The sequence below is a fragment of the Pseudomonas sp. genome, from assembly GCF_050739775.1.
In the GTDB taxonomy this organism is placed as follows: Bacteria; Pseudomonadota; Gammaproteobacteria; order Pseudomonadales; family Pseudomonadaceae; genus Aquipseudomonas.
In genome coordinates, this window is the sequence record NZ_JBOICA010000004.1 from 31,292 (window position 1) to 44,803 (window position 13,512).

General features: G+C 62.2%; 11 protein-coding genes. 2 read left to right on the forward strand and 9 right to left on the reverse strand.

Annotation, left to right across the window (positions count from 1 at the left end; translation table 11 throughout):
* Nucleotide 1 precedes the first annotated feature (1 nt).
* The 9 genes from ACRESH_RS03605 to ACRESH_RS03645 all read right to left on the reverse strand — a co-directional run bounded on the left by ACRESH_RS03605 (nucleotide 2) and on the right by ACRESH_RS03645 (nucleotide 10,714).
* The gene (locus ACRESH_RS03605) at nucleotides 2–1,162 is read right to left on the reverse strand and encodes an acyl-CoA dehydrogenase family protein (protein WP_431740654.1); all 1,161 of its coding nucleotides are present in this window, start codon (nucleotides 1,160–1,162) and stop codon (nucleotides 2–4) included.
* A 31-nt stretch (nucleotides 1,163–1,193) separates the two neighbouring features.
* Nucleotides 1,194–1,985, reverse strand: a complete 792-nt coding sequence (locus ACRESH_RS03610; RefSeq protein WP_431740655.1) for an enoyl-CoA hydratase/isomerase family protein — start codon at nucleotides 1,983–1,985, stop codon at nucleotides 1,194–1,196.
* 732 nt (nucleotides 1,986–2,717) lie between these two features.
* Nucleotides 2,718–4,121, reverse strand: coding sequence for an amino acid permease (locus ACRESH_RS03615; RefSeq protein WP_431740656.1), 1,404 nt, complete (start codon nucleotides 4,119–4,121; stop codon nucleotides 2,718–2,720).
* A 204-nt stretch (nucleotides 4,122–4,325) separates the two neighbouring features.
* On the reverse strand, nucleotides 4,326–6,581 hold the full coding sequence (locus tag ACRESH_RS03620) for an ATP-binding protein (RefSeq protein ID WP_431740657.1): 2,256 nt from the start codon (nucleotides 6,579–6,581) through the stop codon (nucleotides 4,326–4,328).
* A complete protein-coding gene (locus ACRESH_RS03625; RefSeq protein ID WP_431740658.1) occupies nucleotides 6,578–7,351 on the reverse strand; it encodes a substrate-binding periplasmic protein in 774 nt (257 codons plus the stop codon). The genes ACRESH_RS03620 and ACRESH_RS03625 overlap by 4 nt, the downstream gene beginning before the upstream one ends.
* A gap of 5 nt (nucleotides 7,352–7,356) precedes the next feature.
* Nucleotides 7,357–8,073 carry a response regulator gene (locus ACRESH_RS03630; protein ID WP_431740659.1) on the reverse strand — a complete coding sequence of 239 codons (717 nt, stop codon included), beginning with the start codon at nucleotides 8,071–8,073 and terminating at the stop codon, nucleotides 7,357–7,359.
* A gap of 69 nt (nucleotides 8,074–8,142) precedes the next feature.
* The gene (locus ACRESH_RS03635; protein WP_431740660.1) at nucleotides 8,143–8,787 is read right to left on the reverse strand and encodes a TetR family transcriptional regulator C-terminal domain-containing protein; all 645 of its coding nucleotides are present in this window, start codon (nucleotides 8,785–8,787) and stop codon (nucleotides 8,143–8,145) included.
* A 55-nt stretch (nucleotides 8,788–8,842) separates the two neighbouring features.
* A complete protein-coding gene (locus tag ACRESH_RS03640; protein ID WP_431740661.1) occupies nucleotides 8,843–9,604 on the reverse strand; it encodes a class II aldolase/adducin family protein in 762 nt (253 codons plus the stop codon).
* 72 nt (nucleotides 9,605–9,676) lie between these two features.
* Nucleotides 9,677–10,714 (reverse strand): ABC transporter substrate-binding protein, encoded by a 1,038-nt coding sequence (locus tag ACRESH_RS03645; RefSeq protein ID WP_431740662.1) that lies wholly within the window; start codon nucleotides 10,712–10,714, stop codon nucleotides 9,677–9,679.
* A 184-nt stretch (nucleotides 10,715–10,898) separates the two neighbouring features.
* Between ACRESH_RS03645 and ACRESH_RS03650 the strand changes: the two genes are divergently transcribed.
* Nucleotides 10,899–12,848 (forward strand): FAD-dependent oxidoreductase, encoded by a 1,950-nt coding sequence (locus ACRESH_RS03650; protein ID WP_431740663.1) that lies wholly within the window; start codon nucleotides 10,899–10,901, stop codon nucleotides 12,846–12,848.
* 65 nt (nucleotides 12,849–12,913) lie between these two features.
* Complete coding sequence (locus tag ACRESH_RS03655) at nucleotides 12,914–13,510, forward strand: cupin domain-containing protein (protein WP_431740750.1); 597 nt, start codon at nucleotides 12,914–12,916, stop codon at nucleotides 13,508–13,510.
* Nucleotides 13,511–13,512 lie beyond the last annotated feature (2 nt).

The window sequence follows — 13,512 nt, forward strand, 5'->3', positions numbered from 1 at the left end:
ATCAACGCAACAGGGGACGCAACAGTTCGCGGGAAATAATGTGCCGCTGGATCTCCGAGGTACCCTCCCAGATCCGCTCGATCCGCGCATTGCGCCAGATCCGCTCGACCGGGCCTTCATCCATCAGGCCCATGCCGCCGAAAATCTGCACGGCTTCGTCGGCGACCTTGCCCAGCACTTCGCTGGCAAACAGCTTGGCCATGCCGGCCTCGCCATCGGTCATGCTGCCCTGGTCCATCTTCCAGGCGGTGTGCAGGGTCAACAGCTCTGCGGCGCGGATCTGCGTGGCCATGTCGGCAAGCTTGAACGACACGCCCTGATAGGTGCCGATCGGCTGGCCGAACTGCTTGCGGTCCGCCGCCCATTGCAGCGACATGTCCAGCGCCCGCTGGGCCTGGCCGACGCAGTTGGCGGCAACCATCACCCGCCCGGCGGTGAGCCAGGCGTTGGCCACTTCCCAGCCCTTGCCCACTTCGCCCAGCACCTTGCTGGCCGGCACCCGGCAGTCGTCGAAGAACATCTCGTAGGTGTGATAACCGCGGTTGCTCACGCACTTGGGGCCGCGGCGGATAGTCATGCCGGGCGTGCCACGGTCGACCAGGAAGGCGGTTACCGCGTTGCGCTTGCGGCCGCTGTGCTCGTAGGTGTCGGTCACGGCGAAAACAATGGCGAAATCGGCGTGCCCGGCATGGCTGATGAAATGCTTGCTACCATTGAGGACAAAGTCATCACCTTCGCGCACCGCACGGGTCTTGATCGCATTGGCGTCGGAGCCTGCACCCGGCTCGGTCAAGGCAAAGCAGTCGACCTTCTCGCCCTGGATACACGGCAGCAGGTAGTCGTTGATCTGCTCATCCTTGCAGGCCATGAGAATCTTCGAAGGACGCGCGACAAACACATGCACCGCCCAGGACACCTTGGATAGCTCACGTTCGATCAGCGCCTGGGACAGGTAATCGAGACCGCCACCGCCGACTTCCTCGGGCATGTTGAATGCATAAAAGCCTGCAGCGATGGCCTTGCCGCGAATCTGCGCAGCCAGTTCCGGCGACACCTCGTCGGCGCGGTCCACGGCCTCCTCATGGGGCAGCAACTCTTTGGCGACAAAACTGCGTACCGCTTCCACCAACATTTCTTGTTCTTGGGTCAGTTGGAAATTCATGGAATGTTCCTGAAGAAGGTCGTGTAAGTTTTTATTTGCCAACAAATTTTGCGGCGCGCTTTTCGACAGATGCACGCAAGGCTTCGGCGCCATCCTCGCTGCGTCCACACAGCAACCCGGCGGCAAGCTCGGCCTGCAGTTGCTCGCCGAGGGTGCGCTGGGCGCCGTCACGGATCAGACGTTTGGTCTGGGCGAAGGCGAAGGTCGGGCCATTGGCCAGGCGCCCGGCCAGTTCCGCAGTGACGGCCAGCAACTGCTCATCGGCGCACACATCGCCCACCAGCCCGGCGGCCAGCGCACGCTCGGCGCCCCAGAGTTCATCGAGAAACAGCAGGCGCTTGGACTGTTCGCTGCCGATCAGCCGCGGCAGATGCCAGCTGGCACCGGCATCGGGGCTGTAGGCCATGCTGGTATAGCCCGCCTTGAACCGGGCCGACGCGCCTGCCACGCGCAAGTCGCAGCACAGGGTCAGGTCCATCCCGGCGCCGACGGCGGTACCGTTGATGGCGGCAATCGTCGGTTTGTCGAGGCTGTGCAGGCGTTGCATCAAGGCGTGGGCGGTCTCGGTCCAGCCATAGTTTTCCAGCGCGCCACGGGCCTCGGCTTCAGCCCATTCGGCCAGATCCGCCCCGGCACAGAAGCTACGCCCGCTGCCAGTCAGCACCACCACACGCACCGCGGGGTCGGCGTTACAGTCGTCGAGCAAGGCATGGAGCTTCTTCAGGCTGGGGATGTCCAGAGCGTTGCGCTGCTCGGGACGGTTGAGGGTGATCCAGGCAACGCCGGCTTCGACTTTGCTCAGCAGTGACGGGGAAGTAGTCATGGGAGGCCTCGAATTATTGTGGTTGGCGTGAGGGGTAGGACTTGAGGCCATACTAAACGACTGTTCAACAAGGAGACAATCGGAGATAAAAAGTGATGTAACAGATGAAGTTACCTATACATCTATTTGTTTTTATTGAAATTTAATGAACACACACATAGAACGAGCCGACTGCTGTTACAACTTCGCACAACTGGCCGCCCAGCCGCCGAAAGCAAGAGCGAAGCGAATTGTGCTTTTGATCTTGATCTGCTTTTGATCTTGATCCACCTGCCCCGTTAACCAGTAGGGCTGAGTGGAGGTGTCGTGAAGGGGCTAGCGCGTAGCGCCTTCGGCGTAGCCGAAGTTGCGAAGCGTAGAGTTGCTTGCAACTCGTAGCTCGCAATGCCCGTAGCGACACCGGAAGGAGGGGACCCGAAGCGCAGCGTAGGGCCCCTGGTGGGGCGAGAATTTTGCTTACTTTTTTTCGACTGAAAAAGTAAGCCGCCGTAAGGGCGGAAAGGTGACTCAGCGCCACATTGGCAAATGGATATGTCCACAAACCGGAGGGCCTCATCGCGGGACAAGCCCGCTCTCACCTCAGATTCTATGCCTACCTCAAGACACAAGCGGGTTTATCCGCGAAGGGGCGCAGCGCGGCCCAGAAGATGGGACCGCTGCGCAGTCCTTCGCGGATGAATCCGCTCCCACAAGATAGTCGCTCCCGCCGGGCCTGGGTGGGAGCGGGATGCGTTAAACCGACGGGGCCAACACCACCTGCCGTTTGCGATTGATGATGAAGTACGCCGCATAACACACTGCAATAAAACCAAAACCCCAGTACAACGAAGGCCGCTGTGTCTCATCCAACGCCAGGAACACAAACAGAGAGCTGCACAGAGTGATGCACAACAGCGGTACCAGCGGATACAACGGCGCCCGGTACTTGAGCTCGCTCAGCTTGCCGCCTTCGCGCAGAAACGCCTTGCGGAAGCGGTACTGTGCCAGGGCAATCACAATCCAGGTCACCGTCCCGGACATCCCGCTCACCGCCATCAACACCATGAACAGCGTGTCGGCAGCAACGAAGCTGGTCATCAACGACACCAGGGCAAAGCACAGGGTGATGCTCAGCGCCCGCAGCGGCACACCACGCTTGCTCAATGGCGACAGGCTCTTGGGCGCCATGCCGGTCTTGGACATCGCCCAGAGAATCCGCGTCGAGGCATACAGCCCGGAGTTGCCCACCGACAGAATCGCCGTGAGGATGACAAAGTTCATCAGGTCCGCCGCATAGGGAATGCCGACCATGTCGAACACCTGCACGAACGGGCTTTCCATCAAACCGGCCTGCTGCCACGGGACGATGGCCGAGAGCACCACGATCGCCAACACGTAGAAGATCAGCACGCGGAACACCACGTTGCGCACCGCGCGCGGGATGCTCTTTTCCGGCTGGTCGGTTTCACCCGCCGCCACACCCATGATCTCGCAACCCTGGAAGGCATAGACCACGGTCATCATCACCGCGAACACCGCCGACAAGCCGTTGGGGAACAGCGAATCGCCAATCAGGTTGCTCATCATCGGCGCCGGCGCGCCACTGGAAAGCGGGATGGCACCGAAGATCACCAGCACGCCAACAATGATGAAACCGAGGATCGCCGCCACCTTGATCCCCGAAAACCAGTACTCGGCCTCACCAAAGGCACGGGTGGCCAGGGCGTTGAGGCCGAACAGCACCACCACGAACAACGCCGACCAATACCAGATCGGCACCTCGGGGAACCAGCGCACCATCAGCATGCCCGCCGCGGTGAATTCCAGGCCGACGGTGGTGGCCCAGCTCATCCAGTACACCCAGCCGATCATGAAGCCGGTGGCCGGACCGATGTACTTGGTGGCATGGGCCTGGAACGAGCCGGATACCGGCATCTGCACCGACAGCTCGCCCAGGCAGACCATCACCAGGTACATCAGGAAACCTGCCACCAGGTAGGCCAGGATCGCACCCACCGGCCCGCCCTGATTGATGGTCACCCCCGAGCCCATGAACAACCCGGTGCCGATCACGCCACCCAGTGACAGCATGAAAATATGCCGGCTCTTCAAGGCGCGAGTGAGATGAATACCTTTACGGTCGATAGATTCGCTCATGTCGGCACCTCAACAGTGGCGCAGGGGCGAAAGGGACAGGCGATAACGCGGGGACGGATCAGCTTTACGGCAGTTCATTATTATTATCTCCAATAAGCTTCGAAGACCGCGTGCAGTGCGGTTAGCGTTGATTATTGGAAAGCGATGTAAGGTGCAGTTGTACGTAAAGATCGAAGATGTAAAAAGTCGTAAGATTTTTGTACATCAGTGCTGGAGCAAGCGCTCCAGTGTCTGCTGCGCCCGCTGCATCTGCACCTGTAGAGGCCCTTGCAAGCCGTCGATGGCGGTCATGTCACGCGCCATCGCGGCCTCCTCCAGGGCCCGCAACACTCGGGCCAGGCCACAGAAGCCGAGGGAGTCACTGCTGCCGGCCAGGCGATGGGCCAGATGGACAATTTCGGTGTAATCGCGCGCCTGCAGTGCCTCGCTCAAGGCGCTGCGGTGCTGGACAATCAGCGCCTGCAGCACCGCGAGCAATCCTTGCAGTTTCTGCTCACCCAGTAACTGGCGATGGGTCTGCAGCAGCGCCTGGTCAAGATCCAGGTCTTGCGCGCACGCCTCAGGCAGCGGCCCTTCTGCGGCCAAGGCCTGGCGCAGACTTTCCAGCTTCAAGGGCTTGGCCAGCACCCCGTGCATACCCGCCTCGAGAAAACCTTGCACCAATGCTGGCTGGACACTGGCGGTCAGCGCCAGGATCCGCGCATGACGGTTCGGTCCAGGGCTGTTGCGAATCTGCCGGCACAGCTCGACGCCGCTGATGCCTGGCAAATGCACATCGAGCAGGATCAGGTCGAAACGCCGCTGACTACACAGCGCCATGCCCTGCTCAGCCTCCTCGGCCAGCCAGACCCGGTGACCATCGCGTTTGAGCAGGCCGTGCACCACCTCGCGATTCAACGCCACATCCTCGACCACGAGGATATCCAGGGCGGCGACCACCTGTGTCGGCGCCAGCGCCAGGGGCTGCTGCTGCCCGGATGCCAGGCTCAGTTCGAACCAGAAACAGCTGCCCTGCCCCTCGACACTGTGCAGACCAATACGTCCTCCCAACTGCTCCACCAGGTGTTTGCTGATTGCAAGCCCCAGACCCGTCCCCCCATAACGCCGCGCCACGACTTCGCTGGCCTGGGTGAAGCGGTCGAATATTTTCGCCTGCACCGCCTCGGCGATACCGATGCCGTTATCGGTGACACTCACCCGCACCTGCTGCTGGCCGTTCTGCTCGCCCAGCACCTGGACCTGGACACTGACCTGCCCGCCTTCGGTGAACTTGATTGCATTGGCCAGCAGGTTGCTCAGCACCTGGCGCAGGAACTGCTCGGCACCCTGCTGACGCTCGGCCAGTTGCGGATCGATGTGGCACTCCAGGGTGCTGCCGGTGGCCAAGGCCTTGGGCTCAAGCAGGGCGATGACTTCGTCGCACAGTTGGCGCAGGGAGAAATCCACAGACTCGGGATGAGTCTCGCCTTCTTCCAGGCGGGCGAAGTACAGCACTTCGTTGAGGATGCTCAGCAGCCCCTCACCGGCCTTGTATAAGGCCTCCAGACGTTTGCTGTCCTGCGCCTGGAGCCCGGCACCGCGCAGCAGTTCGGCCATGCCGAGAATGCCATTGAGCGGCGTGCGCAGTTCATGGCTCATGGTTGCCAGGAAACGGGATTTGGCCAGGTTCGCCGCTTCCGCCTCATCTTTGGCGCGCATGAGGCTGGCGGTACGTCGCTCGACCATTTTTTGCAGTTCGTCGCGCTTGTCCTGCAAGGCCAGGCGGTCCACTTCGCGCCGCTCGATATCGCTGAGGATCGCTCGGCGCATGTCGTCCAGGGCATGGGCCACAGTGTCGATTTCGTCGAAACGGGCGCAGCGGCGCTTGTCCAGGCGCAGCGGTTCCTGCCAGTCACCGGCAGCGATGCGCCGGGCGAACTCGGCCATGACCTGCAGATGGCGGGTCACCAGGCGATAGAACAAACCCGACAAAGCCACCGCCAGGCCACAAAGGAATACGCTCATCCACAACAGGCTGGTCAACCCGGTGGCGAACAGACGCCGATGCACGGCGCCCAGGTCGATGCTCACTTCAAGCTCACCCAGATGCCGCAACGGCCCCGACGGCGGCTGGAAGTCCAGGGCAAAGCGCTCAATGCGCAGCGGTCCCGGCGGATTGGCTTGGCCCTGCAACAGGTTGAAATCGGCGCTGCTCAGGCGCACCCGAGCCACATCGGAAAAATCCACCAGGCCACGCAGTTGCACGCTGATCTGCTCCTGGTTGAGGTCCCAGAGGCTGCGCTCAAGGCTGGCCAGGTAGCCAACGCGGATCAGTGCCATACGCGCATCGATATCACGCATTTCCCGGCGGTACTCGAAATACAGCTGCACGGTACTGGCCAGCACCGTGAAGCACAGGCTGAACAACAGGATGAACAGCAACAGGCGGCGCAACAGGCCATCCGCATGCAGGCGGATCATCGTGCGTCTGCCGGCAGGTTGGTCATGTCGCGGTAGGTCACTTCGCTCTGCTGCAGCCAGCGTTCGATCTCGCCAGAATCCGTCATGCGCTGCAGCTGCTCATCAATTTTCGCCATGTGCTGACTCAACTCGGATTGGCGCGAGACGGCGACGCGCAGGTAATCGACGCTAAGGGCCGCAGGCAACGCCTGGATATCCTCGGCACCGGGCAGGTGTTCGATGAACAGCTGGCCGGTGCGCCGCTCCTGAATGACGAAGTCGATGCGCCCGAGAATCAGCTTGCCGAAGTTCTGCTGGCTGGATGACACCCACTCGATATTCTGGTGTTTGGCAACAAACTGGTCGAACTCAGGACCGTAGCTTTCGCCAAACAACAGGCCACCACGATAGCCGGCCAGATCTTGCAGGCGTTCGAATTTCACTGGCCGCTGGCGGTTGACGAACACCGCCACCTCTTCGCGCAACACCGGCACCGTGGAAAAACGCATGCCCTGGTCGCGCTGGTCACTGTTGTAGGCCAATACCACATCCACTCGGCCTTCAGCAGCGTCCAGCAGGCAGCGTTTCCAGTTGCCCAGCACGACCATCTCGACCTCGTAGCCCAGGCGCCCGAACAACTCGCGCACCACGGTCGGCGCCAGGCCGCGCACTTGCTTGCCGTCGCTCCAGGACACTGGCGGGTACACCGGATAGTCGCAATAGCGGATGCGCTCGCCGGCCTGCAGCAGCGGGGCCAGCAACAGCACTACCAGGCCCAGCCACCGCGCCATGGCGATCAGGCCGCCACGCTGGCGGTAAACAGGTAACCGGCGCCGTGAATGGTGATGATCAGCTGCGGTTCGGCCGGATCATCGTGCAGCTTGCGCCGCAGGCGACCGACCAGGACGTCGATGGAGCGGTCGTTGGGCACCCATTCACGGTTGCGGATCTGGTCCATCAACTGGTCGCGACTGAGGGTGTGGCCACTGTTGCGCAGGAACACACTGAGCAGCTGGAACTCTCCGTGGGTCAGCAGGGTTTCGCCGCCCTGCGGATCGATCAGGCGCCGGCGGTCGGTGTCCAGCGCCCAGTCGGCGAACTGCTTGAGGGCCTGGGTGCTGGCCGCTGGCGGCTTCGAGGCCTGGGCATGACGCACGCGGCGGATCAGGTTCTTGGCCCGCGACACCAGCTCGCGGGGATTGAGGGGTTTGATCACATAGTCGTCGGCACCACATTCCAGGCCGACGATACGGTCGATGTCGTCGTTGCGGCCGGTGATGAGGATGATGCCGACTTCCGAGCGTACCCGCAGCTCGCGGGTCAGGGTCAGGCCGTCCTTGCCCGGCAGGCGGATGTCGAGCATCACCAGGTCGACGCTGTGGCTGGCCAGGAAACTCTCGGCCTGCTCGGCGGTGTCGGCGCAGTGGACGTCGTAGCCTTCCTGGGACAGGTAGGCGTGCAGCAAGTCGCGAATAAGCGGATCGTCGTCGACGATCAGTACCCGAGGCGTCATTGCGTGTTGTCTCTTATAGTCGTTGTTATGTAACTCGCGACAGCAGCCTACCCATTACTGAACGACCGATCAACAGCCCTCGGTCAGGGTAAAGCGCCGCCGTCCACCGGCTTGCAGGCCATCGACCCAGGCCTCACAGATCTGCACGCCCTGCTCGGGCGTAAAGGTGCCGGGGTTGAGCCCGGACTCCAGCCACAGGCCGTCGAGCAAGGCACTGAGGCTGATGGCCGCCAGATCGGCATCGAAGGCCTGCCAGCCCTCCTCCCGGGCCAGATCGCTCAGCAGGCGGCCCAGTTCATTGCGGTACTCACCGTAGGAATGATCGTGCACCTGGTTGATCGCTTCGGCGGTCTTCACCGCGCCCCAGAATGCCAGCCAGGCATCGAGCAATTGCGGGTCAAGCAATTCAGCGCAGAACGAGGCGCGAAAAAACGCCGATAGCCGCTCGCGGGCATTGGGTGCGGCCTGGGCCATGGCCTCGCGGATCAGGCCCATGACCCGCCCGGTGACCGCCATGTAGGCTTCGGCCACCAGTTCGTCCTTGCCCGAATAGTGGTGACTGATCAGCCCCACCGAGACCCCGGCCTCGGCCGAGATCTTGCGAATCGAGGCGCCCTGGAAGCCGTGGCGCTTCAGACATACCAGCGTTGCTTCGACCAGGTTGGCCTTGCGCAACTCCGGGACCATACGGCTGTAACGGGCTTCCTGGGTCATAGGCGCTTCTCATGGCGTGAGGGATCTTGTTGAACAACTGTACAACAAGTCTTGCTCAGTCGCGATAATCCGGCGCCACTCGCTGTACCAAACGCAGCAACGCCGCCCATGCCAGCTGCATACCGTCCGGGTCGCTCAGCTCGCCCTCCTTCAACGCCCGCGCCGGTTCGTTGAACTGCCGCTCGGTATGGGCGCAGACCGCATCAGGCGGCAGCACAATCTCGCCGGCCGCTTGCGCCGCCAGCTGGATTTCGCAGGCTTTCTCCAGGTAATACATACGCAGGAAGGCCTGGCTGACGCTCTCACCCACGGTCAGCAAGCCATGGTTACGCAGCATCAGCACCGGCTTGTCGCCCAGGTCAGCAACCAGGCGCTGCTGCTCGTCCATGTCCAGGGCCACGCCTTCGTAGTCGTGGTAGGCAACCTTGCCGTAGAACTCCATGGAGATCTGGTTGACCGGCAGCAACCCGCACTTGAGCGCAGCCACCGCGCAACCGGCCTTGGTATGGGTGTGCAACACGCACTGGGCATCTTCACGGGCGCCGTGAATGGCACTGTGGATCACGAACCCTGCGGGGTTGACCGGGTATGGCGAAGGCTCCACGGCATTACCTTGCAGGTCGATCTTGACCAGCCTGGAGGCAGTGATTTCATCGAACATCAAACCGTAGGGATTGATCAGAAAGTGATGCTCGGGGCCGGGAATGCGCACCGAGATATGGGTGAAGATCAGATCGGTCATGCGAAAGTGCGCGATCAGCCGGTAGCAGGCCGCCAGTTCCTGGCGCAGGCGCAGTTCACTTTCAGTCGGATTCATTGTTGTTGTTCTCAGACAAATGGCTGGCCAGACAATAGGGCTGGACACCTGGCGGTGTCCAGCCACCGGGGATTACTTGCTGGCCCAGGCATTGAAGCGCTCTTCGAGCTCATCGCCGTGATCGACCCAGAACTCGACGTTCATCGCCAAGGCGCCTTGCAGATTCTGCTTGGAGGTCGGCACCCAACTGGCCAGCTTCGGATCGAGCTTGGCGGCAGCCTCGGTGTTGGTCGGCCCGTAGGGGATCGCATTGACGTAGCGCACCTGAGTGTCGGGCTGGTTGGCGAAGGCGATCAGGCGCTTGGCCTGGTCGACGTGCCTGGAGCCCTTGATGATCGCCCAGTAGTCCATGCCATACAGGCTGCCCGGCCAGACCACGGCCAATGAACTGCCCTCCTGCGCGGCGACAGCGATCCGACCGCTGTAGGTCGAGGTCATCACCACGTCGCCGGCGCTGAGCCATTGCGCCGGTTGCGCACCGGCTTCCCACCACTGGATGTAAGGCTTAAGCTCGGTGAGTTTGGCAAAGGCCCGGTCGACCCCCTGTGGGGTCGCCAGCACCTTGTAGACGTCCTCGACCTTGACGCCGTCAGCCATCAGGGCGAATTCCAGATTGTACACCGCGCGCTTGCGCAGCCCACGCTTGCCGGGGATCTTCTGCACATCCCAGAAATCAGCCCATGACACCGGCACCTGGGCCAGTTTGTTACGGTCGTAGGCAATCGCCACGCTCCACACCAGCACCGCTGAACCACACTCCTGAGCGGCATCGGGGATCAATTGCTCGGCGCGGCCGAGCTGGGTCCAGTCGAGGCGTTCGTACATGCCCTCATCACAGCCGCGCATCAAGTCCGGGGCCTCGATCATGACCAGGTCCCAGTCGACGTTGCCGGTGTCGGCCATCACCTTGATCCGGGCCATTTCACCGTTGTATTCACTCTGGATCAGTTTGCTGCCGTCCTGGGCGCTGAAAGGCTGGAAAATCGCCGCATCCTGGGCTTTCTGACCAGCGCCGCCATAGGCGACGACGACCATGTCCGGTGCGGCCTGGGCGCTGCCAAGTCCAAGGGCGAGCAGCCAGGGAGAAAGTTTGAGCAGGGTTGAAGTCATGCGTGGTTCCTCATGCTGGTACCGCGCCAGGCGCGGTCCGTTTTCTTGTTGTTGTGAGGTGTGCCCCAGGACTCGGGGTGAATCGAAAACTAGTCAATGCCAAGTAAAAAAACAAGTTGATTTTTTACTTGCAGTACACTTCTATAGAAAAATAAAAACAACATCCCGCTGGAGCCTGCACCGCATGTCGACCTTCACGCATCTGTTCGAACCGCTGCAAATCCGTGGCAAACGCCTGAAGAACCGCATCATGTCCAGCGGACACGATACCTCGATCCCCACCGACAACCTGGTCAACGACCGCCTGATTGCCTACCACAAAGCCCGCGCCGAAGGCGGCGTCGGCCTGATCGTGCTGCAGGTGGCCGGAGTGCACGACAGTGCGCGCTACACCTCGCATGTGCTGATGGCCACCGACGATGCCTGCATCGAGGGTTACCGCCAACTGGCTGAAACCTGCCATGCCCATGGCACGGTGGTGCTGTCGCAGATCTTTCACCCCGGCCGGGAAATCATGGAGTCCAGCGACGGCCTGCTGGCGGTGGCCTATTCGGCGTCGGCGGTGCCCAACGAACGTTTCCGGGTGATGCCGCGGGCCCTGGACCAAGCGATGATCGACGCAATCGTACAAGGCTATGCCGATGCCGCCCGGCGCCTGTATCAGGCCGGGCTCGATGGCGTCGAGGTGGTCGCCAGCCACGGGTACCTGCCGGCGCAGTTCATCAACCCACGGGTCAACCGCCGCACCGATGGCTACAACGGCGGGCTGGAGCAGCGCTTGCGCTTTGTGCGTCAAGTGATTGCTGCGGTGCGTGCCGCCACCTCGCCAGACTTTATTGTCGGCCTGCGCATCAGCGCCGACGAGCGCGATGCCGAAGGCCTTACCGAGGACGAATCCCTGGCTGCGGTACAGGTCCTGCAAGAGGCGCTGGACTATGTACATATCGTCGCCGGCACCTCGGCCTCCCTCGGCGGCGCGGTGCATATCGTCCCGCCCATGGCCATCGAGGCGGCGTACCTGGCGCGCGAGGCCGGCACCTTCAAGGCCAGCCTGTCGATTCCGCTGTTCGTCACCGGGCGCATCAACCAGCCCCAGGAAGCCGAACTGATCCTTGCCCGTGGCCAGGCCGATGTCTGCGGCATGACCCGCGCGCTGATCTGCGACCCGCAGATGCCGAACAAGACCGACAGCGGCCATGCCGAGGATGTGCGCGCCTGCATCGCCTGCAACCAGGCCTGTATCGGCCACTTCCATCGCGGCCTGCCGATCTCCTGCATCCAGCACCCGGAGACCGGACGTGAACAACAATTCGGTCAGTTGCAGCAAGCGCCACAGCGCAAGCGCATCATGGTCGCCGGTGGCGGCCCGGCCGGCATGAAAGCAGCTGCGGTGGCTGCGGCACGTGGGCATGAGGTCACCCTGTACGAGGCCAGCGCGCAACTGGGCGGTCAGGTGCTGCTGGCGCAATTGCTGCCGCGCCGTGCCGAGTTCGGCGGAGCGAGCACCAACCTGCAACGCGAAATGCAGCTGGCCGGAGTCGAGGTGGTGCGTAACACCCGGGTCGATCGCGCCCTGGTGGAACGTGAACAACCTGACCTGGTTATCGTTGCCACCGGTGCCGAACCTTACTGGCCGGCCTTCGAGCGCGCAGGTGATCTGCAGGTCGTCGATGCCTGGCAGGTGCTGCGCGATGAGGTCACTCTGGGGCGCTCGGTACTGGTGGTGGACTGGCGCTGCGACTGGAACGGCCCGGGTATCGCCGAACGCCTGGTCCGCGCCGGGCACCAGGTGCAGTTGGCAGTCAATGGCACCCACTGCGGCGAAAGCCTGCCGTTGTACGTGCGCGACCAGATGGCCGGTGAGCTGCATAAGCTCGGTATTCCCATCACCCCCTATGCCCGCCTCTACGGCTGCGATGACAACACCGTGTACCTGCAACACACCGCCAGCGGCGAGCCGATGATCTTCGAAAACATCGACACCCTGGTGTTGTGCCAGGGTCATCAACCGGTCGATACCCTGGTGGACGAGCTCAACGGCCTGGTGCAAGTGCAACGGATCGGCGATTGCCTGGCCCCACGTACTGCCGAAGAGGCCATTTACGAAGGATTGAAGGTCGCCTGGACGCTCTGAGCCTGTTTATACTCCGGGGCTTTGCAGCGTGCGGTCCGGAGCACCCCATGAGCAACAGCAGCAAGATGCCGCCCGCCGGCGCCGTTCCCAGCCAGGAAGGCGCCGCCGCCCCGCAGTTTCTCGGCACGCGCATTCGTGGCCTGCGTAAACGCAGGGGCATGACCCTGGCCGAGCTGGCCCGGCAGAGCGAATTGACCGCCGGCTACATCAGCCAGCTGGAACGCAACCTGTCCTACCCGTCGATTCCGGCGCTGTTCAACATCGCCCGCAGCCTGGGCGTGACCATCCAGTGGTTCTTCGCCAGCGAAGCCAGCACCGCCCCTGAAGACAACGGCTACGTGGTGCGCAAGAGCAGCCGCCTGAGCGTTCATTACGAAGATGGCATCGTTGACCAGTTGCTGACCCCGCAGCCTAACCGTGAGCTGGAGATGCTCCACTCGCGCTTCCCGCCTGGCACCTACAGCCAGCAAAGTTACAGCCATGAAGGCGAAGAAGCCGGTTACCTGCTGTCAGGCAGTTTCGAGCTATGGGTGGGCGATCGCTACTTTCAGCTCAACGAAGGCGACAGCTTCAGCTTTTCCAGCCAGGAACCGCACCGCTACGGTAACCCTGGCGAAGTCGATGCCGTGGTCATCTGGGTGATCACGCCACCGACCTTCTGACC

What these genes read in the sequence shown, in the direction of transcription:
- ACRESH_RS03615 (WP_431740656.1), bottom strand. Translation starts at nt 4,121, where the DNA reads ATGAGCGAATCTATCGACCGTAAAGGTATTCATCTCACTCGCGCCTTG.
- ACRESH_RS03645 (WP_431740662.1), bottom strand. Translation starts at nt 10,714, where the DNA reads ATGACTTCAACCCTGCTCAAACTTTCTCCCTGGCTGCTCGCCCTTGGA.
- ACRESH_RS03620 (WP_431740657.1), bottom strand. Translation starts at nt 6,581, where the DNA reads ATGATCCGCCTGCATGCGGATGGCCTGTTGCGCCGCCTGTTGCTGTTC.
- ACRESH_RS03605 (WP_431740654.1), bottom strand. Translation starts at nt 1,162, where the DNA reads ATGAATTTCCAACTGACCCAAGAACAAGAAATGTTGGTGGAAGCGGTA.
- ACRESH_RS03640 (WP_431740661.1), bottom strand. Translation starts at nt 9,604, where the DNA reads ATGAATCCGACTGAAAGTGAACTGCGCCTGCGCCAGGAACTGGCGGCC.
- ACRESH_RS03650 (WP_431740663.1), top strand. Translation starts at nt 10,899, where the DNA reads ATGTCGACCTTCACGCATCTGTTCGAACCGCTGCAAATCCGTGGCAAA.
- ACRESH_RS03630 (WP_431740659.1), bottom strand. Translation starts at nt 8,073, where the DNA reads ATGACGCCTCGGGTACTGATCGTCGACGACGATCCGCTTATTCGCGAC.
- ACRESH_RS03625 (WP_431740658.1), bottom strand. Translation starts at nt 7,351, where the DNA reads ATGGCGCGGTGGCTGGGCCTGGTAGTGCTGTTGCTGGCCCCGCTGCTG.
- ACRESH_RS03655 (WP_431740750.1), top strand. Translation starts at nt 12,914, where the DNA reads ATGCCGCCCGCCGGCGCCGTTCCCAGCCAGGAAGGCGCCGCCGCCCCG.
- ACRESH_RS03635 (WP_431740660.1), bottom strand. Translation starts at nt 8,787, where the DNA reads ATGACCCAGGAAGCCCGTTACAGCCGTATGGTCCCGGAGTTGCGCAAG.
- ACRESH_RS03610 (WP_431740655.1), bottom strand. Translation starts at nt 1,985, where the DNA reads ATGACTACTTCCCCGTCACTGCTGAGCAAAGTCGAAGCCGGCGTTGCC.